The following is a 21,149-nucleotide window of genomic DNA, read 5'->3' as shown; positions in this document are numbered from 1 at the left end:
AAATTTGCCTTAACGATTTATCGTTTAGGCAAAGACCGGACTTGGAGACAATTGTGATTTTCAATTGGCTTCAAGCCGTGTCTACCACATTCCAGTGGTCTACAGGAGATTTTGCGGACGACGGCAGTTAAACTCATTTTACAATCGTAACGTCTGTTGTAGGGACGAACTCATTTGTTGCTACTCGATAGTAAGTTTTTCCATCTAAATATGCTAAACGATCTACCTGCCAACTTGTTTGAGCTGAAAGATTTCTTTGAGGTACGGTCTGTCCTTGTGCATCAACTAGTTCATCATTTTGATTGCCTGTTTGCACGATAAATGTTTGAGGCTGATAAACATAAACATCATCATCCTTAACCCATTTGTCAGTTGCCACACGATAATAAGTGGAACCATCTTTCATACGTCTGTCACTCAACCAGTTTGTTTGTGAGGTCAATTTATCTGTTGTTTTCTGAGCATTATCATTATAAATTTCAACCTTTTTATTAGGTAGTGTCGTTACTAGATGGCTCACGGAGCTTACCTGCCCTCTTGAGATACTTTTCTTATAAATTACCCGTTCTGGTAAGGAAACGATGTAACGGCCCTTAGTAGCCTGCAATTTAGCTACATTAACTGTGAATGTAATTAAACTTTTATTAACTTTATAGCCACTTTTTTGCGGAATTTTAATTGTTAGAGTCGCAGTTCCGTTTTTGAGTGTTCCCTTAACATTCTTATTGACCAAATGTTGATTGAGATTATTAGGAATATTAACGTCAAACACTGCTAAGTTTTTAGCACTACTTGCAATTCCTACGTATCTTGCCTTAATTAATTGCTCACTCTTAACAACACGTTTATTACCATTCTTATCAGTAATCAACCATGTTTGTAAATTATCATTACCATTCTGATCTTGACCCAGATATGAATGTTTAAGTGAAAAATTAGGTGACAGAACCATTCGTTTTAAATTAGTTCCTGACAAAAGTCCAGTTGCTTTGACTTGTTTATTATCCCAATGACTAAAATCTAATTCTTTTAAATTCCTGGCGCCACTGAACATATGATTCATTTTTTCAACATTAATGATATTCCAATTAGAAATATTCAACGTCTTTAATTGATCAACTCGCATAAACATATCCGACATATTTTTCACATTAACAACATTCCAGTTGGAAACATTCAAAGACTCCAGTTCAGGATTAGAACTGAACATATTCTTCATATTCAAAACATTACTAGTATCCCAGTTAGTGACGTCGATCATAGCTAATCCGGTGTTATTGAACATGTAACTCATATCCATAACTCCAGAAACATCCCAAGTCGAAACATCAACTGATTTCAGACTACTTAAGCCATCAAACATATGACTCATATCTTTTACATTGCTAGTATTTAATCTATCGGCATTTTTGATTTCAATCAATCCAGAAGTTCCATCCAGATTATTTCCCAAACCTGTGAAAAGCCAAGATGAATCCTGTGGCAAATAAACATTTCCATCAAAAACGATTCTCTTTATATCCTGCTTTTCGTCAGCAAATTTAACTTTAGAATATTTAGTTTCATCAACTGCTAAACTTTTTCCCAAAGAACCACTAGCAAGGGTTCCTGACTTGATGTGTAAAACATCATCATTTGAGATGTACCACTGACTCGTTCCATCGACACCAGCATATTTAATGCTACTAAGTGTCACATTTGTATCGTCTAAATTAATCGGATCTGTCTGCGCTTGAACTTCAGTAGCATTGGCAAAAAATCCCAGAGCCATAAACAACCCCAGTGAACTAATCAAAATACTTAATTTGTGTCCCCTATTCAAATCATTTCAGCCCCTTCTTTTAATTAAAATTATTATAGCACCATATATTTTTGATAATAGTGAGTTTTTTCAAGACAAAAAAAGGAAGCCCATTTGGACTTCCTTAATTTACTAGTACTATTTGATTAAATAGTATATTTGAATGTGTGATGTTTTGAAATTCTATCTTCTGAGTATACTGCTAAAGCAATTAGTGCTAAACCAGCAACTGGAATGGAGTATCGGCTTTGTAAAACGAATAAAATCATTAATAACATGGCCACTACCGCCATTAGTGCAACTTTCATGAATTTTACGTTTCTTGTTGTCATAATATCCACCCCTTAAGTGTTCTTTCTCTTTTTTCCATAGATGATAATATCATGGTAAAAAGTGATTTACAACCCATCAGATCAGTACTTACAGCCGTTTTCAGAGTTCTATTTTTCTTTCTAATAAACCGTATTATTATCTTAGAAAAAATTAAGGTTAGAACTCTACTGCGACTAGGATTTCAGAAAACATTCAAAGTTTTCTAAGATATTTTCTTTTGAATATTAAAATTAAACTTATTCAATTATTTTTAAATTTATTTAGTCTATAAGTGCTGGTGTGACGGTCTTTACAAACAGTTGTTAACAATCCGTGAACACTTAATTATTATTGTTAACTTATATTCTTTTTAATTTCATTCATAATTTTTCAAAAAAAGGACTAGGCAATCAAAATATGATTACCTAGTCCCAATTTCTTAATGTTCAACGATTAAATATTTTATTCCCAAGTCCAGTTTCTTACTTCTGGCAAATCATCACCGTATTCACGGATGTACTTGTTGTGTTTATCAACAATAGCTTCCATTTCGTCAGCAAAGTCGCTAGCACCGTCGCCTTGTACAGCAACAGCAGCTTCTTCAGCCAAGTGGAATCTATCCATCTCATTAACAACACGCATGTCGAATGGTGTTGTGATATCACCATTTTCACGGTAGCCATGAACGTATAGGTTGTGATTTGCACGGTCAAAGAAGATATCTTTAATGATGTCTTCGAAACCATGGAAGGCAAACAAGACTGGCTTGTCAACTGTGAAGATTGAGTTGAATTGTTCATCAGTTAAACCACGAGGGTCTACTCTTGGTGATCTCAACTTCAATAGATCAACAACGTTGACGTATCTAATCTTAATTTCTGGTTTTTCTTTTCTTAGAATACTGATAGCAGCCAATGATTCAAGGTTAGGTTCTGTACCAGCAGAAGCGATAACGATATCAGGATCACCGTTGTCATTTGATGCCCAGTCAATAACCTTAAGTCCCTTATCAGCCAACTCTTCACCTTCCTCAATTGAGTAGAATTGAGGTCTTGGTTGTTTTGAAGTTACCAATAAGTTGATCTTTTCTTGGTCATCCAAAATCTTAGGCATAACAGCAAGCAATGAGTTTGTGTCAGCTGGGAAGTATTCACGGATGTATTCTGGTTTCTTTTCAGCCAAGTGAGTAATGATACCAGGGTCTTGGTGAGTGTAACCATTATGATCTTGTTGGAAAGCAGTTGATGTAGCAATAACGTTTAGTGAAGGATACTTGTTTCTCCAGCTCAATTCGTTAGCTTTTCTTAACCACTTGAAGTGTTGTGTCAACATTGAATCAACAACTCTTAAGAAGGCTTCGTAACTTGCGAACATACCATGACGACCTGTCAAAGTATAACCTTCGTTAAATCCTTCAGCTTGATGTTCTGAAAGTTGTGAATCAATAATACGACCAGCTGGTGCTTCGTATTGATCATTAGGTTCATGAACAGGTTCCATCCATTGACGAGGACTTGCTTCAAATGCACCATACAAACGGTTAGACATTGTTTCATCAGGCCCAAATAGTCTGAAGTTGTCAGGATTATCCTTGATAACACCGTTCAAATATTTACCTAATTCGATCATATCTTGAGCATTTGTTGCACCACGCTTGTCAAAGTTCAAAGCGTAATTCTTGTAGTCTGGTAATTTAAGAGGTTTTGGATCAACCCCACCATTAACGATTGGGTTCATAGCCATTCTGCTTTGACCCTTAGGTGTAATAGCAGCGATTTCTGACTTCAAAGTACCATTTTCATCAAATAATTCATCTGGTTTGTATGATTCCAACCATTCAACCAATTTGTCTGCATGTTGCATATCATTTTGGTCAACAGGAATTGGAATTTGGTGAGCTCTGAATGAACCTTCAATAGGTTCGCCATCCCATGTCTTTGGACCAGTCCAGCCCTTAGGTGCACGGAAGATGATAACAGGCCACTTAGGCATCTTAGCTTCTGAAGCTGGATGTTTTCTAGCTTCTTCTTGGATACTCTTGATCTTTTCGATAGCAGCATCAACAGTCTTAGCCATTTCTGGATGCATCTTTTGAGGATCTGTTCCTTCAACGAACATTGGATCCCAACTCATACCTTCGAAGTACTTAGTTAGATCTTCATCACTCTTACGTGACAAGATTGTTGGGTTAGAAATCTTGAAACCATTTAGATTCAAGATTGGTAAAACAGCACCATCATCAACAGGGTTAATGAAGACATTTGAGAACCATGAAGCAGCCAATGGGCCAGTTTCAGATTCACCATCACCAATAACTACTGCAGCGATTTCGTCAGGATTATCAAGAATTGCACCAACACCGTGTGATAGAGAATAACCTAATTCTCCACCTTCATGCATTGATCCTGGTGTCTCAGGGGCAGCATGAGATGCAACACCACCTGGGAATGAGAATTGCTTGAAGAGTTTTTGCATACCCTTAGTATCTTCTGTAATTTCAGGATAAGTTTCAGTATAGCTTCCATCCAAGTATGAGTTGGAAACCATAACTTGCCCACCATGACCAGGGCCTTCGATATAGAACATCTTTAGTCCGTACTTGTTAATAGCACGGTTCAAATGAGCATAAATAAAGTTTTGACCAGCAATAGTTCCCCAATGTCCGATTGGATGAACCTTAACATCACTAGCTTTTAATTCACGTCTTAATAAAGGATTATCTTTTAAATATAATTGTCCAACAGAAACATAGTTGGCTGCACGCCAATATTTATCAACTAAACTTAAATATTCTTTTGATGAGTAATCAGTCATTACCAGCACACTCCTTAAGTTTTTACAATGTAATCATAACTAGTTTTTAAGTAAAAGTCAACCACTTTTATAATTGGTTCGACCCAATTATTGTAAATGCTTACTTATTACCTAGATCAACAAACGAATCATACTTAAAGTACTTGTAATGAAGCTTCATTGTTGAGAATTCAAATGGAGTTCCATCATCTAGGAAGAAAATACCTTCCATGAGACCTACTGGTTCATTAGCTGACAAATTCAACAATTCCTTGCCCTCTTCATCAGATGGTTGCGCTGAAATTGTTAAGTAAGTTTTATTAACTTCTTTTCCTAACTCAGACTCTACATAATTAAAGATAGATTCGGAAGCAATTTGCTCAGACAATTCCGGAGCCAACTTAATAGGAATATAACCTGTTTCGATCATGAATGGAACATCGTCCAAAAAGCGTAAACGTTCGAATGAATAAACAAATTCACTTGGCTTTAAAAACAAATTGTCTTGCAAGTCCTTATCAGGATGAACAACATCGAATTTTAGTACCTTTACCCCTGGCTTTTGTCCGTTTGCATTGAAACTATCAGTGATACCCAAATTCTTACCACTATAGCTGAACGACGAACCTTGTTTCAAATATAAGGGATTAACAAAAGTACCCGAGCCACGCTTTTTAAAAATAATTCCTTGATCAGCCATTAATCCTAAAGCACGTTTGATAGAACTTCGACTGACGCTATAACTTTCAGCAAGAGAACGTTCATCGGGCAAGCGCATATCTGAATATTCACCGTCATCAATTGCCTTTTTTAAAGATGTAATAATTTTTTGATAAACTAAATCTGCCATAATTTTCCTCGTTTCATAAATTGGAACGACCCAATTTCATACATGGTAACTATCTTTCGAATCCAGTATACCTTATAATCAGTCTTATTTACATACCAGAAAAATATTGGTCTCTTGTTTTTTTACTTACTTTCCGATATTGCTGGAATATGATCGTTAATTTTAATAAAAAATGTCCACATCAACCAATATAATATCGATTGATATGAACATTTTTTAGTTGAGAATATACTCTCAAATTTTTGACCTATTAATTTAATGCTTCGAATTCTTGATCTAAGTTAACTGGGAATTCTTTTGGTTCTTTTTGATTTTTAATCAAATCATCAGTCATCTTAACTGAATAAACTTTACGATTACCATAAGGCACAAAGTACATGGCACGGTTAGTCATATCAAGTACAGTTTGATATTGAGTATAACTTGATTCACCATTAGCCTTGATATTAACGCCACGAGGAATTGTTACACTATCGAGCATATGCAAAATAGTATTAACAGCTTGATGACTGTCCTTAGGTGTTTCAGTATTTTGACGCATGAAAGCTGTTCTAACAAATCTATCAACGGCAGTGTAACCACCAGGCAATCTGAAGGTACCATTTTGACCTAATGGAATAACTTCTTGGTCACCAAATGTTTTTGCAGAAAAGTTAGTTGTTTGAGCGCCTAAATAATTAGCCAAGTTAGTCTTATGCCAATTGTAGTCCGGTGTATTAGTCATAACTCCAACTTTATCTTCTTGAAGAGTTAGACCATTTCCTTCTGGTTCAAGGATGTAAGTGGCGCCAGTAGCGTCACTAAAAATCCAGTGTAGTGGTTGATTCTGTTTCATAACACCACGATCTGATTCGATTAAATGAACTTGTTTGAGATTCTCTTTCAAATCTTCAATTGATTTATTATTACCCAAAGCCCAGAGGATAAATTCTTCGGCAACCAGATTCATTTCACCTTCAACGGGGTCTTTGTCATATTTAGCAGCATTGGCAAAATACAATTCAGCGGCTGACAAACCGTATTCATTGAAACCATCAGCCACCATGTAATTAGCACCATACTTAGCACCCGTTCCCATGACAGCGTATTTGCTGTTATATTCTTTCTTATCATATGAAGAAACCCATTGATAATTTTCTGGTAAAAATGTTGGACGACCATTCAATTCAAAAGCAAAATCCATTGTTCTGGCTAAAAATTTTGAACCATCCAAAGCTTCGAGACTAAGACTAGTACACATATATTATTCTTCCCTTCAACGACCTTATTAAAATTATTATTATCTTAATTTTTAACATTATCAAGAATTTTATTTTACGAATTTTAATAATAACTACTTTTTGAATAGTATGATAAGCTGACTGTATAAACAGATTTTCTGGAGGTAGATTCATGACTGTAGATATTAAAAAAGCCCAAGACGTGTACAAAGACGCTGGGGAAAGTGTTATTTTTACAACATTGATGTTGAAGCATGACGATTTAGAGGCTGACCGCGACGCCATTGCTGAATTTTCCGATATGTCTAATTCAATTATCAACAGTATGCGGATTCGTGACCCCGAAGCTCAGGCACATATTGCTTGGGGATTTGGATCAGATGCATGGGATTATCTTTTCCCAAATGCTCCAAAGCCAAAAGAACTAGAAAACTTTAAAGAAATCAAGGGACCTAAATATACGGCCGTCTCGACGCCTGGTGATTTATTCATTCATATTCGTTCCAAAAAAATGGCTGTTTGTTATGAATTAATGGATCAATTCATGGAAATTTTACGTCCTATTACAACTGTTGAAGACGAAACTCACGGTTTCAGATATATGGAAGGACGTTCTATTGTCGGTTTTATCGATGGAACCGAAAACCCTGCTGGCATCGAATCAATGGATTACACTCTAATTGACGAAGAACAAGATCCCGAATTTACCAACGGTTCCTATGCTTTTGCTCAAAAGTATATCCACAATATGGATGCTTGGAAAAAGTTAAAGACTGAAGATCAAGAAAAAGCTATTGGTCGTCACAAATTCTCTGATCGTGAATTAACTGATGAAGAGAAGTTACCTAATGCTCACAATGTCGTTTCTAAAGATGAAGAAGGTGGTGTTGAACACAAGATTGTCAGAATGAATGTGCCATTCTCAGATCCAGCTAAAGACGTAACTGGTACCTACTTCATTGGTTACTCTAAAGATTTTGCAATTACTAATCGTATGTTAACTAATATGTTTACTAAGAGTGACCGTTTGTTAGACTTCAGTACTCCAATTACCGGTAATTTATTCTTTATTCCTTCTAAGACTACCTTAGAAAAAATTGCTGACGGCGACTACTAGTGTTCCCTGTGAAACATTTATGAAACAAAAAAGGAATCATTTCCATTCATTTGGAGATGATTCCTTTTTTGACCTCATTTTAGTTTGTATACTTCCACAAACGTCTAACAAATAGCAATGATAGTAAAAACATCAACGATCCAGAAAATACTAAGGAAGCTCTGCCCAAAATAAATGCGGGATCGACGGTCATTTCAATCATGCTTAGAATGATTGAAACTAAAACCAGAAGAGCTGTCTTTTTTAGAATCATGGAAATTACCTCCCCTATTTGATACGACTAGATTATATCAGTCTCATGTCCACTTGGCATTATTTATTTTGGGAAGATAAAATAAATACCTGCGAAAAACAAAACTAAGCCCGCAGCAAGGAGTGCATAATAAACTACTTCTTTTTTTGCCTTGAAAGAAACCGCCATGACAGCAATCCCCACAATGAATAGTAAGATTGATAAAATTATTTGCATATATTAACACTCCTTATAATTGATATTTAGTATACTTAGGTTATGATATATTATGCTTTTCATCTAAATAATTTTTATATTATTTAACTTTTCAAAAATATTTCGTCGAATTTTACATAATTATCTTTTTTAACTCTACTTTTATCTTTATACTAGATAGGGTACTTCTTTTTTGTAGGGGAAAACATAAATGGCTGTATTAAAACGTGTATTTTCAGATAAGGTGTTATGGATAGCTGGGGCAGCAGCAATTCTAACATCGATCTTTATTAGTCCACCTCAATTGATGGATATTAATTGGAAGACACTTGCTTCACTATTATCTATGATGATTATAATCCAGATTTATGACTATTTGGACTTTCTAAAATATTATGCCGCGTACATGACGCATAAAGCGAAAACTACACGTCAAATGATATTCATGTTAGCCTCTTTAGCATTCTTTGGAGCTATGTTCTTAACTAATGATGTTACAATTTTAACCTTAGTTCCTTTATTTTACCAACTATCTAAGCATATTAAAGTAAATCCAATTTTCCCAGTCATTATTATTACTATGGCTGCTAACCTTGGTAGTATGTTTACACCGTTTGGTAATACTCATAATTTATTCCTGTTGACGCATTTCAATCTAGGAATCAAACAATTCTTTATCATGTCTACACCGATAACGATTGTCACTTTCCTAGCAATTTTTCTCTCAACTCGTTTTTTCGCTAAAGATCCAATTGAATTAACTGAGTTGCCTGCTGTTGAATTAAACATTCCAAGTTTAACCTTAACAGTCGCTGTCACAGTGATTATTTTTTTGGGAATTTTTTCTGTAATTCCTATGTGGGGTTCTTTGATTGCCGCAATATTGTTAGTCATCTTTATCAATCCGCATATTCTTGAATCGGTTGATTACTCAATTGTCTTGATCTTCATGTGTTTCTTTATTGCCGTTGGTAATATCAATCGTGAACCAGCAATTGTTAATAATTTGCATCAATTTTTGCAAACAAGAACAAGCACATATTTAACTTCAATCATTACTAGTCAATTCATTAGTAACGTGCCAACCACAATTTTAGTTTCCAAGTTCTCCAAATTCGTCCATGCTATTTTCTTAGGTACGAATATTGGTGGTCTTGGTACTGTAGTAGGTTCATTGGCTAACTTGTTGGCTTTCAAACAATATCGATTTTTCTTTAAGAAAAATCCAGGAAAATACTTATTGTATTTCACAATAATCAACTTTGCTATGTTGATCATTATTGGAACAATTGGTTATTTCCTAATAGATTTCGGATTGTAAAAGTCATTCAAGTGGATGGCTTTTTTATTATCGTTATTTTTCGAACCTTACAGGAAAAATTAGAAGTAAAACAATGATCCTTGCTGTGGAGAACAACATACTTAGACAAAAAAAGGTCCACATCAACTATATAAAACCTAGTCAATACGGACTTTCTTAATTATGAATTAACGGTACTCTTATCTCTTAAATTAAAGTTCTTCCATTTTCTAACTTGACGACTGTAATTATTAAATGGTGAAACAGCGTTGATTCTGATCCACTTAGCAACAGGCCACATTGCTTTAGTTGTAGCCCACTTGCGTTCGCCTGGCTTGAACAATTCATCATGTGACATCTTGTCGACCCATGAAATAAGTTCGTCTACAGTGCTGCTTAGTTCTTCTTTCTCATTAGCTATGCCATCTGAACCATATTTGATATTGAAATCATGATAAAGCTCACGCATTTGATCCCATTTATATCCAGGAGTTGGAGTAGTGATCTTTTCCCCACCAGCTTCAGCTTTTTCCCATGACAAAATCATATTAATCCATCCGACTTGATATGAGAGCATTTCACGTGGAGTCTTATCCACTTGCTCAATTCTTTCATCGGCAACATCATCTGTTATACCCTCATATTCATCAATGAACTTATGATAACTCTCTTTAATTTGGTCTATTAGTTCTGCGGAATTTTTATATACCTGCATACCTTCGCTACCTTTCATTGATTTTAAAACTCAAACGAAAACATCCCAATGTCTATTATAGGCCTGAAATTGTCACTTTGGGTAAAAAAAGCTCATGATATAGCAAAAAAATAGTGAGAAAGCGTTTTAATTGTGGTATATTAAAAAGTTATACAAAAAATTGATGATTTTTCACATAAATGAAAGCGCTTGACATTTTAATTTTTTCTGTTAAATTAATACATGGAATCGATTCCATTAAACGAAGGATAGATATAAATGGCAACTATTAAAGAAATCGCAAAAAAAGCCGGTGTCGGTGTAGGAACTGTTTCCCGTTATCTCAACGATCACCCCTATGTTTCTGAAGACAAACGTAAAAAAATTCAAAACGCAATTGATGAATTAGATTACACACCTAGTGCTATCGCCACTCAACTACGTTCTCAATCAACTAAAAATATCGGTGTACTTGTTTCAAGATTGGCTAACCCCTTCTTTGCTGAATTATTTGATTCAATCGAAAGAAAGCTCAATCTATATGGATATCAAGTATTAGTCTCACAAACACATGACGATTCGGCTGCCGAACAACGTTTTTTGGATCAATTAAAGAACCATCAAGTTGATGGCGTCATCCTTGCCTCTGTGGAAAATCATGAATTGGTTCGTTCTTTTGCCCAGACTTATCCACAAAAGGTAATCCTATTAAATGAAGAAAACAAATATCAGGATATCCAATCTGTCACCCTTAACCATTATCAGGCTACGCTTGATGCTCTGAATTACCTCTTCACTCAGGGACATCATCACTTCGCCTATATCACTGGTGGTAACTATGCCGTTAAGAGTCACGGATATTCTCGAACTAAGGCTTTTCAAGACTTTTCTAAGCAACATCAACTTCCCATCAATCAGGATTGGCTCTTTTCTCAAAAGCATACTGCTGCTGATGGTCAGGAAGTTGCCCGCAGTCTCATTAAAAATTCCAATAATACTTTGCCAGATGCAATCTTCACTAACTCTGATGAGGTCGCAATTGGCCTAATCGATGAATTACAAAAAAATAATATTTCGGTTCCTAAGGATATTGCAGTTATAGGTTATGATGATCAACCATTCGCTCGTTTCGCAGCTGTTCCCCTAACAACTATTAGACAACCAATTAACGCTATGGCTAACAAAGCTGTTAACATCTTGTTGAAAAATCTAACCGGTCAAGATGTTCCTGAAGATATTACTAATGAAGATTTGAAATTAAAATTGATAATTCGAAAAAGTGCCTAAGCATTTTTTTATAACTAATATGGAATCGATTCCATATAACAATGGAGAAATTATTTATGATAACAACAAACAATAATTGGTGGAAAAAAGAAATTTTTTACCAAATTTATCCCGCCTCATTTAAAGACTCAAATAACGATGGTATCGGCGATATTCGAGGTATCATCCAGGAACTACCAAAAATTCATACTCTAGGAATCACAACTATCTGGTTATCTCCCGTTTATCAATCACCAATGGTCGATAACGGTTATGATATTTCAGATTACAAGTCCATCAATCCAATGTTTGGGACTATGAAAGATTTAGATGAGCTAATTCAAAAAGCCAAAGATTTGAATATCAAAATTATTATGGACTTAGTACTCAATCATACTTCTGACCAGCACTATTGGTTCCAAGACGCCATCAAAAACTCCGACAGTCCTTATCGTAAGTTTTATATCTTTAAAGAAGGTAAAAATAATTTACCACCTAACAATTGGCGTTCCAATTTTGGAAAGGGTTCTTCTTGGACATTAGTACCCGGTGAAACCAATCTTTATTATCACCACGTTTTTTCTAAACAACAACCCGATTTAAACTGGGAAAATAAAGAATTACGATTCGCACTTTATGACATGATCAACTGGTGGCTTAAGAAAGGTATCGCCGGTTTCAGAATTGACGCGATTACCTTCATCAAAAAGGATCAAGATTTTGCTTCAATTACACCTGATGGCAACGATGGTTTAGGCAAAGTTAAGCGTAAGGCCGAAAATCGTCCCGGCATTGATGTTTTTCTAAATGAGTTGAATGAACACACCTTTAAACCAGCTAATGCTGTAACAATTGGTGAAGCTAGTGGCGTTCAATACGACCAACTAGATAAATTCATTGGTAAAAAAGGTTACTTCTCAATGATTTTTGATTTCCATTACGCCGACATTGATGTCCGTTCTGGATCAGAGTGGTATCACCAAACCAACTGGACTGCCCAAGAACTAAATGATGCCATTATTAAGAGTCAGTTGGCCATTCAGAAATACGGATGGGGTGCTAATTTCTTAGAAAATCACGATCAACCACGAAGTATCAGCAAGTACATTAAGGATCCCACTTATCGTAATAAGATTGGTGCTAAAGCCCTAGCAATGCTCTTCTTCTTTCTTAGAGGCTGTCCTTTCATCTACCAAGGTCAAGAATTAGGCGTTCAAAACGCACAGAGAACTTCCATTGAACAATTCAACGACATCTCTAGTCCTGATAACTATTATCGAGCTATTGAGGAAGGTTTCAGTGTTAAAGAAGCTCTAAAATTTGTCAATGATCGTTCTCGTGACAATGCCCGTCTGCCATATCCTTGGAGTAATGGAATCAATGACGGTTTCAATACTGGTCACAAAACTTGGATTGGCTTAAACAAACATGATCCAGAAACAAATTGGCAGACTGAAGATAAAGATGAAGCATCAATTTTGAATTTTTATCGTACAATGATCAAAATTAGACAGACCTCATCACTTAAAGATGACCTATTGAATGGTGAATTCCTTCCAGTCAAGAATTCCACTCCAAGTGTTATCGCTTATCAACGTGGCCAGCACGCACAAGTATTCGTCAACCTTAGTTCTCAAGTTACGCAAATTCAGCTTCCCCAAGGTAAAGTTCTTTTAAACAATTATTCGGATTTAAAATCAGAGGAATTGCTTCCTTATCAAGCAGTTCTCATTGAGGTGAATAACCATGGCTAAAGATTATAGTAAATTAGCACAACAAATCGTTGACCTTGTTGGCGTCGACAATATTGAATCTGTTACACATTGCCAAACAAGATTACGTTTTGTTGTTAAGAATCGTAAACAAATTGATGATAAAAAAATTGAAAATCTCGATCTCGTCAAAGGTGTCTTCTTTGGTTCAGGTCAATATCAAGTTATTATCGGTACAGGTTTAGTCAACGATGTCTATGCCGCAATCGATAAATTAGGTACTGTTAACGCCATTTATGGAAAAGATGACGTCGATACTACAGATAACGACGATAATTCCAATAAAACTAAATTACAAAGATTCATGGCTATGTTGTCTGGTATTTTCATCCCTATCATTCCTGTTATCGCCGCAACCGGTCTTTTCTTAGGACTCCAAAGTGCCTTCACTAATGCTCAAGTTTTAAAATTATTCGGTGCTGTTCCATCTGATATTCCTGCCAATGTCAACACTGTAATATCAGTTTTAACTGGAACTGTCTTCTCATTCTTACCAGCTTTAATTGTTTGGTCCACTTTTAGATACTTCAAAGGAACTCCTATCATCGGTATTGTCATTGGACTAATGCTTGTTTCACCTAGTCTACCTAATGCCTATGATGTTGCTGGCGGTAGTGCTAAAGCTATCATGCTTTTCGGCCACATTCCCGTTATTGGTAGTCAAGGTTCTGTTCTAACAGCTTTAGTTGCTGGTTTCATTGGTGCTAAAATGGAAAATTACTTCCACAAACATGTACCAAACGTTTTAGATCAAATCATCACGCCCTTCTTAACCATGCTTTTAACTTTCGGTATCATGATTCTTGGTGTTGGACCAATCGTTCACTGGATTGAAAACCTTATGGTTGCTGGTGTTGAAGGTGTCATTGATTTACCATTCGGTATCGGTGGTTTCTTAATTGGTGCTGCTTATCCACTAATGGTTTTAGTTGGTATTCATCAAATGATGATTGCCATCGAAACATCACTTCTAGCCGCTACTCATTTGAACCCACTAATCGTTTTGGAGGCCATGTACGGCTTTGCTAACGTTGGTGTTGCTCTAGCTATGATTATGAGAACTAAGTCTAAAAAAGCCAAGGCAACCTTTGTTGGAGCCTTCTCATCACAACTATTCGGTGTTTCTGAACCAACACTTTTCGGTATTCTCATTAGATACAACTTCAGACCATTAATTGTCACAGTCCTTACTAGTGGTTTCGGTGCAGCTATTCTAAGTATCTTCAAAGTAGCTGCCAACTCTTATGGATTAGCCGTTGTACCTTCTTATCTAATGTACATTTACGATGCTCGTGATTTAATTATTTACACAATCGTTTCATTATTAACTGTTGTAGTAGCCTTCGTTGCTACCAACATGTTTGCCATTCCAAAAGAAATTTTAGTAGCTGACACTAAAGACAAAGATCCGATTCAAGACAATACAGTTTATGCACCTATTGATGGTCAAACTGCTGATTTAAAGACTGTTAACGATCCCGTTTTCTCATCTGGAATGATGGGTGAAGGAATTGCTATCAAACCTAATGCAACTGGAAAAATTAATATCTACGCTCCTCAATCAGGTAAATTAAATGTTGTAGCCGAAACTGGTCATGCTTATGGATTAACCACCGACAGTGGCATAGAAATATTAGTTCACATCGGCATTGATACAGTTTCCTTAAACGGTAAAGGTTTCACTACCGCCGTTAAAATGAATCAAGAAGTCGTTAAAGGTGATCTACTTGGTACTTTCGATCCTAAAGTCATTCAAGATAAAGGCTTAGACGATACAGTCATGGTCATTATTACCAATAGTAAAGATTATTTCCGTATCGAATCTGAACCTGATGAAACTATTAGTAACGGCTCCGCTTTGATTGCTTTACAACAACAAACAGAAACATCACAAACACCATTGGCTACCCAAGGATAAAAGTTTAAAATACATTTTAAATAGTCTTTTGGAGGCCAACTATTATGAAATACGAATGGCGCAAACAGGAAAAAGAATTATATTCAACTAAAAAGAATCCTCAAATTTTATCGATTCAAAGTCAAAGGTTCACCTCTCTACATGGTGTTGGCAATCCTAACGGCCCAGAATTCAGTAAAAAAATTCAAACACTGTATCCCGTAGCCTATGGTATTAAAGCGGCCTATAGAAAATATGCAATCGATAAGGATTTAGAATTTGATGATTATGTAGTTTTCCCATTAGAAGGTGCCTGGTCTTTAACTACTAAGGGTCAACAATTAGATCACTTGGACAAAAACGAATTTAGCTATGATATTATGATCCGTATTCCCGATTTTGTGCCGGATAATGTAGTTTCTACGGCTTTAGAGACTGTTAGAGAAAAGAAGAATCCTTCAGAGTTAGATAAATTAGAAATCAAAACTTATCCTGCTGTGGAAGTGGCGCAAGTTTTGCACGTAGGTAGTTACGATGACGAACCCGCTAGTTTTGAAAAAATTGATAATTTCGTTTCTGAACAGAATAAACAACGTGCTTCGAAAATTCATCGTGAAATCTATTTATCAGATGCTCGACGTGTAGCACCAGATAGATTAAAAACCATTTTACGTTATCAGATTAAGTGAAATTTTCATTCAAAATAGCCCAGTACGATGACCATCATATGGTTGTCATACTGGGCTATTTTGTTGTTATTTCTAATTTTTATTGTAGAAACGGGCCTGCCGCACTCTCTATTGAAATGAGCTACGCAGGGGCAACTCCTTCCGGTTAAGTCAACTTTCTCTGCCGGCACTTCGTTGCCGACTGAGAAAGTAGTCTTAATCCTCAGGGGCTAACCGCCCCTGCTTCGCTCTCTAAAGATTTGGATCCATCTTGAATGTTAACTTACTTAACTCTGTTCCTTGTGTAACTAAATCGGCCAAATGGGCTCTAGTAGCCTCATTAAAGTGTTTAGCAATGATTTTATTCTGGTCAGTCAAATAGTCTGTTAAAGCAGTTCCTGAAAGTTTCTGAGATTCCTTATCTACTTCTGCTATTTTTTGACGTGCCCATTGAGCTAATTCTTTTTGATAATCCAAATTTGGTTCAACGAATTCTTGATAGTGGCTTTCCACAACAAACTCTAAAGCTGTGTATAACCAATAAGCACTATCTAAGTTCATTGTTTCCGGCACAAAACTGTACGATTCATCAATTGCATTGGCATTGGTAAAGAATGGCACATAAGCACTAAAACAAGGCATCCCTAACCCTTTCCATTCAACTGCTTGATTACCTGTATCTGTATCACGCATTTGTAAAATATGTGAATTCATTGTTCTTGATAAACAAATAGCACGATAACGTTTCTTATCTTCTTCACTACCACTGCCCAAAGGATCAAACTTAGTTTCATTATAATGTGAAGCTAGGATAGCTTGAATATCTTCAATAGCAATCTTCTTTTCTGGTTTTCTTAAAAATGGCAAATTAGATGATTCTGGATTTTGTTCAATGGATGGATTCAACATTTTTTGACCATACCAAACACGTGGTGTGTTGTAATGGCGATCCTTCTTAGTGTCAGTTCCAAAAATATGTCTGAAATTCCAACCGTCAAAATCAGGATTCAAATTGTTTTTTTCAACAAACTCTTGAATACCTTCGGACCACATATAATTCTCTGGATCGGAAAAATCAATTTTTTCAATACCAATTTGATTAGCGGCTACGGCGTAAGAATCATCAGGAATACGAATAGCAACCCAATGGTGTCCTGTAGCAATTTCCATATACCAAATATCATCTTTATCAAAAAATTCAACACCATTACTCTCGGTAGAGCCATACTTTGCAATCAAATTGCCCAAATATTGAACACCTTTACGTGCAGAATCAATGTAAGGCAAAACTAAAGTAGTCATGGAATCTTCAGCTACTCCATTTTTAATCAAAGGATCATAGGCCAAAACTTTTTCGTTGGCAGTAACACTTTCAGTTGCGCTCATTCCTACATTCTTTTCGTTGATACCATCTTCTTCGTAATAGCCCTCGTCCTGATTTGCATCTGGAGAAGTTGTATAACGATAACCAGTTTCTGGCAATTCAACCGTTAACTTATTGTAGGGTGAAACGTAAGTCTCATGGCGATTTTGAACCGCCTTTTGTACATAAAATTTCTTAGGCCAATTTGCCACAAAGTTATCTTCGTTACGAGCAATGTAATTAGAGCCGTCAATTGAGGCTTTTTTGCCGACCATAATTGAAGTACAAGCCGCATGTGTATGTCTTTTCATTAATAAATTTCCTTCCATTAAAAAATTTTCTTATATAATAGTTTACTTCTGAATAACTAAAAAAGCTGAAAGATTTTCTCTTTCAACTTTAAAAATCTATTTAAGCGCCATTATTTTGGATTTATCTTCCCACGAAATTAATTTTAAATCATATCGTTGAGCTATATTAATGCTTTTATGACTAGGACGTGATACTTGGGAATTGTATATAATAACAAATTCTGAATTGCTTAAATTATACTCCGAGCCAGTGGCAATATCTCCATACATGGCACCGGCCATGGCTATTGTAGAAAATGAAGAAGTATTAGTAAAATTGATAAATCTAAATGGACGATTACCTTTTAGTGGAATAGTATAATCCACTACATAGTTATTTCCACTTTCACCATAGGGCCTATAGGTTTTCAATCCACCAAAGTCATTTTTTTCAAAGAATTGATAGACATCTGATTTAAAAAAACTTGTGTAATTCTCTTTACGAGTCATCAATAAATCATCAATCCGAATTATTGCCTGCATTAAACGTTGTTTCATTTCAGGAAATTCTATCTTATCCCCCATAACAAAAAGTTCTTTATTAACACACTGCACATTGTAATTATTTAATATACTATTTAAATACTTCTTTCTAACAATCGTATCAAAATTTATTCCCATCATTTCCAAATCACCAATTGTATCAAAATCATCCGTCAAAGTTATTTTTCCATCGGAGTTTGAAGAAACATAAATGGTTATATTATCTCCTATCGAATTGGTAAATGGCGTAACTATTTCCTGACTACCATTTAATTGTTCAATAGAATATTGTCCTTTTAACCAATTCAAATAGTCGTCTACTAGCGAAGAATCCATTATTAATCTTCCTCCTTTACAAAAACAACATTGTCTAATTTGATTTTATTATAAGTGAAAAACACTTCTAAGTCTTTCTGGAAGTCCAAGGAATTATTTATAATCTCATTGAGCGGAAATGGAAGTTCAGATTCTTCAACAAACTCGCACTCAAAAATATTTTCAGCATTGAATATATGTAAGTGAGGTGTTGGATATCCATGATGAGGTTTACCTATAATATCAAACCTCATCATATTCCCATCGCTAGAATTTATCATTAAGGATAATTTTCTTTTTTTATGTCCTTTACAATTCATAACAATAGTAAATTTTTTTCTTATATCAAATAAGCCACGAGCAAGATAGCTTTTTTGCTTATTAACATTTGCTAACCTCACTTTAGGCTTATTTAACACTTTATCTAGATTAAATAATTTATTATATGTATTTCTATCCACAAATAGACTCCTAAAATATAGTAGATTTTTGTACACCATTAATAAATTACGTTTTTTTATTCACCAAAGATTTCTTTTTTCAACTTCAAAGCTGTTGGTGTTGTTGCTAAACCGCCTTCAGCTGTTTCTTTAAAAATAGAAGGCATTCTTTGTCCAACTTGATGCATAGCCTCAACTACTTCATCAGTCGGTATAACACTTGCGATTCCCGCTAAAGCCATATCAGCTGAAATCATCGCTTGAGAAGCTCCTAAAGCATTACGTTTAACACAAGGAACTTCTACCAATCCCGCCACAGGATCACAAACTAAACCCATCATATTCTGTAAAGTAATAGAAATAGCTTCAGCTGCCATTTGAGCTGTTCCACCTTTAGCACAAACCAAAGCAGCTGATGCCATTGCGGCAGCGGAACCTACTTCAGCTTGACAACCCCCTTCAGCACCAGCAATCGATGAATTATTTGCAATCACTAAACCAAAGGCTCCTGCGGTAAATAGAAAGTCAACTTGTTGGTCACGAGTTAAATGAAGTCGATCTCTAGTCGCTACTAGAACACCGGCTAAAACACCAGCACTACCAGCAGTTGGTGTTGCACAAATCAAGCCCATTTTGGCATTAACCTCATTAACAGCTACTGCATTACGAACAGCCTCCAGGATCGGTTCACCGCTCAAGAAGTCCCCTTTTTCAATGTAGGCGTTCATCTTTTTAGCGTCGCCACCAGTTAATCCAGTTACTGATTTTACACCAGCAACACCTTCTTTAATGGAATTTTCCATAACTTCCAAATTACGTTCCATCGTTGAACGGATGAATTCTTTACTACGATCAGTATTTTCCATTTCCGTTTGTACCATTAAGTCAGCGACAGAATCGTAATCAGCACTTTGTTTGACTAATTCTTTAATTGTATAAAACATTAGTGTTACCCCTATTCAAAATATGTGGCATTATCGACATTTGGCAATGCACATAATTTCTGTAAAATTTCATCACGTTGACGACGTTCATCGACCTCAATAATCATGATAGCTTTTTCACCTTTGGAAGCACGAGTAACTGTCATGGTTCCGATATTAATATTAAAGTTTGAAAAAACATCAGTAACTTTAGCAATCATCCCTGCAACATCCTGATGCACTGTAATATAAGTTGGTGTTCCCAAACTAAGTGACATCTTAAAACCATTGATTTCTGAAATCTGAATATTTCCTCCACCAATAGAAACACCTGTCACGGTTAAATCATGATCACCTTTAACCAATTTAATTTTGGCAGTGTTAGGATGATCAACTTTTTCACTCTTTGGGACAAAGGCAACTTTGATTCCTTGCTCATAAGCTATTTTCAAAGAATCCGCTAATCTCTTATCATCTGGTTCCATCCCCAGAAGTCCACCGACCAGAGCAACATCGGTTCCATGACCTCGATAAGTCTTGGCAAAGGATTCATACAAATAAATGGTTACTTTATCAGGTTTTTCACCAAAAATATCATGGACAACTTTCCCGATTCTAGCAGCACCCGCAGTATGTGAGCTACTTGGTCCTACCATGACTGGTCCAATTATGTCGAAAACACTTTTAAAACGTAATTCTTTCATATAAATTACTCCCGATTAACTATATTATTTATAAGTTTACATTTTTTAATTGTTAAATATATCACTATTTTATTACGATTTGTATTTTCTGAAAAAAAGCGACAAATGTTTGATTCAACATTTGCCGTTTTTTCGTTATTTAGTATAGAATGACTATTCTTTTACAGAGCCTTTTTATATTTACGATTTTTTTATTTTGGATTGAAGGATTTTGATATGTTATGAATTTCTTGGTTCTGTCCGGGATTGTTGGTTTTGTTGGGAATAATCATTGTTCTACTTTTTATGGATTTGGTTCTTTCTTTTATAACCATGGTTCTATGTTTGATAGTGGAAACGAGCTGCGCAGGCCAGATTCCTGTGCTTTGCCTGACTTCACGAACTGTCTGCTACGCAGCCAATTCGCAAAGTCCTGCAAATGCTCAGAATCTAA

General features: G+C 35.6%; 19 protein-coding genes. 6 read left to right on the top strand and 13 right to left on the bottom strand.

All coding sequences use genetic code 11. From position 1 onward, the window contains the following. Positions 1-133: 133 nt before the first annotated feature. The 5 genes from ATN92_RS04660 to ATN92_RS04640 all read right to left on the bottom strand — a co-directional run bounded on the left by ATN92_RS04660 (position 134) and on the right by ATN92_RS04640 (position 6,996). Positions 134-1,771, bottom strand: a complete 1,638-nt coding sequence (locus tag ATN92_RS04660; RefSeq protein WP_056953204.1) for a BspA family leucine-rich repeat surface protein — start codon at positions 1,769-1,771, stop codon at positions 134-136. Between the two features lie 176 nt (positions 1,772-1,947). Next, positions 1,948-2,133 carry a hypothetical protein gene (locus ATN92_RS04655; RefSeq protein WP_025085405.1) on the bottom strand — a complete coding sequence of 62 codons (186 nt, stop codon included), beginning with the start codon at positions 2,131-2,133 and terminating at the stop codon, positions 1,948-1,950. A 442-nt stretch (positions 2,134-2,575) separates the two neighbouring features. After that, a complete protein-coding gene (locus ATN92_RS04650; RefSeq protein WP_056953203.1) occupies positions 2,576-4,927 on the bottom strand; it encodes a phosphoketolase family protein in 2,352 nt (783 codons plus the stop codon). A 100-nt stretch (positions 4,928-5,027) separates the two neighbouring features. After that, the gene (locus tag ATN92_RS04645; RefSeq protein WP_056953202.1) at positions 5,028-5,756 is read right to left on the bottom strand and encodes a GntR family transcriptional regulator; all 729 of its coding nucleotides are present in this window, start codon (positions 5,754-5,756) and stop codon (positions 5,028-5,030) included. A 250-nt stretch (positions 5,757-6,006) separates the two neighbouring features. Beyond that, positions 6,007-6,996 carry a choloylglycine hydrolase family protein gene (locus tag ATN92_RS04640; protein ID WP_056953200.1) on the bottom strand — a complete coding sequence of 330 codons (990 nt, stop codon included), beginning with the start codon at positions 6,994-6,996 and terminating at the stop codon, positions 6,007-6,009. Positions 6,997-7,148: 152 nt separating this feature from the next. Here ATN92_RS04640 and ATN92_RS04635 point away from each other — a divergent pair, with 152 nt between their 5' ends. Further along, complete coding sequence (locus ATN92_RS04635) at positions 7,149-8,093, top strand: Dyp-type peroxidase (RefSeq protein ID WP_056953198.1); 945 nt, start codon at positions 7,149-7,151, stop codon at positions 8,091-8,093. A 79-nt stretch (positions 8,094-8,172) separates the two neighbouring features. On the opposite strand, the gene ATN92_RS04630 is transcribed toward ATN92_RS04635, so the two are convergent. After that, positions 8,173-8,346: a hypothetical protein gene (locus ATN92_RS04630; protein ID WP_156638761.1), complete on the bottom strand. Its 174-nt coding sequence runs from the start codon at positions 8,344-8,346 to the stop codon at positions 8,173-8,175. A 63-nt stretch (positions 8,347-8,409) separates the two neighbouring features. Next, entirely contained in the window at positions 8,410-8,562 is a 153-nt protein-coding gene (locus ATN92_RS04625; protein WP_156638760.1) for a DUF6095 family protein, read from the bottom strand. A 190-nt stretch (positions 8,563-8,752) separates the two neighbouring features. On the opposite strand from ATN92_RS04625, the gene ATN92_RS04620 reads away from it, so the two are divergent. After that, positions 8,753-9,862: an SLC13 family permease gene (locus ATN92_RS04620; RefSeq protein ID WP_056953197.1), complete on the top strand. Its 1,110-nt coding sequence runs from the start codon at positions 8,753-8,755 to the stop codon at positions 9,860-9,862. A 160-nt stretch (positions 9,863-10,022) separates the two neighbouring features. On the opposite strand, the gene ATN92_RS04615 is transcribed toward ATN92_RS04620, so the two are convergent. Then, positions 10,023-10,574, bottom strand: a complete 552-nt coding sequence (locus ATN92_RS04615) for a ClbS/DfsB family four-helix bundle protein (RefSeq protein WP_056953194.1) — start codon at positions 10,572-10,574, stop codon at positions 10,023-10,025. A gap of 240 nt (positions 10,575-10,814) precedes the next feature. Here ATN92_RS04615 and ATN92_RS04610 point away from each other — a divergent pair, with 240 nt between their 5' ends. Genes ATN92_RS04610 through ATN92_RS04595 form a run of 4 tightly spaced genes read left to right on the top strand, consistent with a single transcriptional unit; the run spans position 10,815 to position 16,159 of the window. After that, positions 10,815-11,822: a LacI family DNA-binding transcriptional regulator gene (locus ATN92_RS04610; RefSeq protein ID WP_056953193.1), complete on the top strand. Its 1,008-nt coding sequence runs from the start codon at positions 10,815-10,817 to the stop codon at positions 11,820-11,822. Between the two features lie 56 nt (positions 11,823-11,878). Continuing rightward, a complete protein-coding gene (locus ATN92_RS04605) occupies positions 11,879-13,555 on the top strand; it encodes an alpha-glucosidase (protein ID WP_056953191.1) in 1,677 nt (558 codons plus the stop codon). Further along, the gene (locus tag ATN92_RS04600; RefSeq protein ID WP_056953189.1) at positions 13,548-15,491 is read left to right on the top strand and encodes a sucrose-specific PTS transporter subunit IIBC; all 1,944 of its coding nucleotides are present in this window, start codon (positions 13,548-13,550) and stop codon (positions 15,489-15,491) included. Before ATN92_RS04605 ends, ATN92_RS04600 begins: the two co-directional genes overlap by 8 nt. A 44-nt stretch (positions 15,492-15,535) precedes the next feature. Then, the gene (locus ATN92_RS04595) at positions 15,536-16,159 is read left to right on the top strand and encodes a GyrI-like domain-containing protein (RefSeq protein WP_056953186.1); all 624 of its coding nucleotides are present in this window, start codon (positions 15,536-15,538) and stop codon (positions 16,157-16,159) included. A gap of 231 nt (positions 16,160-16,390) precedes the next feature. Here the strand turns inward: ATN92_RS04595 and ATN92_RS04590 are convergent, their stop codons facing one another. The 5 genes from ATN92_RS04590 to sdaAB form a co-directional block, all read right to left on the bottom strand. Beyond that, positions 16,391-17,812, bottom strand: a complete 1,422-nt coding sequence (locus tag ATN92_RS04590; protein WP_056954021.1) for a C69 family dipeptidase — start codon at positions 17,810-17,812, stop codon at positions 16,391-16,393. A 96-nt stretch (positions 17,813-17,908) separates the two neighbouring features. Then, positions 17,909-18,670 carry a DUF1828 domain-containing protein gene (locus ATN92_RS04585; protein ID WP_056953184.1) on the bottom strand — a complete coding sequence of 254 codons (762 nt, stop codon included), beginning with the start codon at positions 18,668-18,670 and terminating at the stop codon, positions 17,909-17,911. 2 nt (positions 18,671-18,672) lie between these two features. Then, positions 18,673-19,110 (bottom strand): DUF6978 family protein, encoded by a 438-nt coding sequence (locus ATN92_RS04580; protein ID WP_056953182.1) that lies wholly within the window; start codon positions 19,108-19,110, stop codon positions 18,673-18,675. 56 nt (positions 19,111-19,166) lie between these two features. After that, entirely contained in the window at positions 19,167-20,033 is an 867-nt protein-coding gene (gene sdaAA, locus ATN92_RS04575) for an L-serine ammonia-lyase, iron-sulfur-dependent, subunit alpha (protein ID WP_056953180.1), read from the bottom strand. 11 nt (positions 20,034-20,044) lie between these two features. Beyond that, positions 20,045-20,716, bottom strand: coding sequence for an L-serine ammonia-lyase, iron-sulfur-dependent subunit beta (gene sdaAB / locus ATN92_RS04570; RefSeq protein WP_056953178.1), 672 nt, complete (start codon positions 20,714-20,716; stop codon positions 20,045-20,047). Positions 20,717-21,149: the final 433 nt, after the last annotated feature.

It is taken from the genome of Companilactobacillus bobalius (genome assembly GCF_009764355.1).
This window is presented reverse-complemented; position numbering and strand designations above follow the sequence as displayed.

Bases quoted from the DNA above. Each gene is read 5' to 3' on its own strand.
- ATN92_RS04625 (WP_156638760.1), bottom strand. From the start codon at position 8,562: ATGCAAATAATTTTATCAATCTTACTATTCATTGTGGGGATTGCTGTC.
- ATN92_RS04660 (WP_056953204.1), bottom strand. From the start codon at position 1,771: ATGGCTCTGGGATTTTTTGCCAATGCTACTGAAGTTCAAGCGCAGACA.
- ATN92_RS04645 (WP_056953202.1), bottom strand. From the start codon at position 5,756: ATGGCAGATTTAGTTTATCAAAAAATTATTACATCTTTAAAAAAGGCA.
- ATN92_RS04590 (WP_056954021.1), bottom strand. From the start codon at position 17,812: ATGAAAAGACATACACATGCGGCTTGTACTTCAATTATGGTCGGCAAA.
- ATN92_RS04630 (WP_156638761.1), bottom strand. From the start codon at position 8,346: ATGATTCTAAAAAAGACAGCTCTTCTGGTTTTAGTTTCAATCATTCTA.
- sdaAA (WP_056953180.1), bottom strand. From the start codon at position 20,033: ATGTTTTATACAATTAAAGAATTAGTCAAACAAAGTGCTGATTACGAT.
- sdaAB (WP_056953178.1), bottom strand. From the start codon at position 20,716: ATGAAAGAATTACGTTTTAAAAGTGTTTTCGACATAATTGGACCAGTC.
- ATN92_RS04615 (WP_056953194.1), bottom strand. From the start codon at position 10,574: ATGAAAGGTAGCGAAGGTATGCAGGTATATAAAAATTCCGCAGAACTA.
- ATN92_RS04640 (WP_056953200.1), bottom strand. From the start codon at position 6,996: ATGTGTACTAGTCTTAGTCTCGAAGCTTTGGATGGTTCAAAATTTTTA.
- ATN92_RS04605 (WP_056953191.1), top strand. From the start codon at position 11,879: ATGATAACAACAAACAATAATTGGTGGAAAAAAGAAATTTTTTACCAA.
- ATN92_RS04620 (WP_056953197.1), top strand. From the start codon at position 8,753: ATGGCTGTATTAAAACGTGTATTTTCAGATAAGGTGTTATGGATAGCT.
- ATN92_RS04600 (WP_056953189.1), top strand. From the start codon at position 13,548: ATGGCTAAAGATTATAGTAAATTAGCACAACAAATCGTTGACCTTGTT.
- ATN92_RS04595 (WP_056953186.1), top strand. From the start codon at position 15,536: ATGAAATACGAATGGCGCAAACAGGAAAAAGAATTATATTCAACTAAA.
- ATN92_RS04585 (WP_056953184.1), bottom strand. From the start codon at position 18,670: ATGGATTCTTCGCTAGTAGACGACTATTTGAATTGGTTAAAAGGACAA.
- ATN92_RS04610 (WP_056953193.1), top strand. From the start codon at position 10,815: ATGGCAACTATTAAAGAAATCGCAAAAAAAGCCGGTGTCGGTGTAGGA.
- ATN92_RS04650 (WP_056953203.1), bottom strand. From the start codon at position 4,927: ATGACTGATTACTCATCAAAAGAATATTTAAGTTTAGTTGATAAATAT.
- ATN92_RS04655 (WP_025085405.1), bottom strand. From the start codon at position 2,133: ATGACAACAAGAAACGTAAAATTCATGAAAGTTGCACTAATGGCGGTA.
- ATN92_RS04635 (WP_056953198.1), top strand. From the start codon at position 7,149: ATGACTGTAGATATTAAAAAAGCCCAAGACGTGTACAAAGACGCTGGG.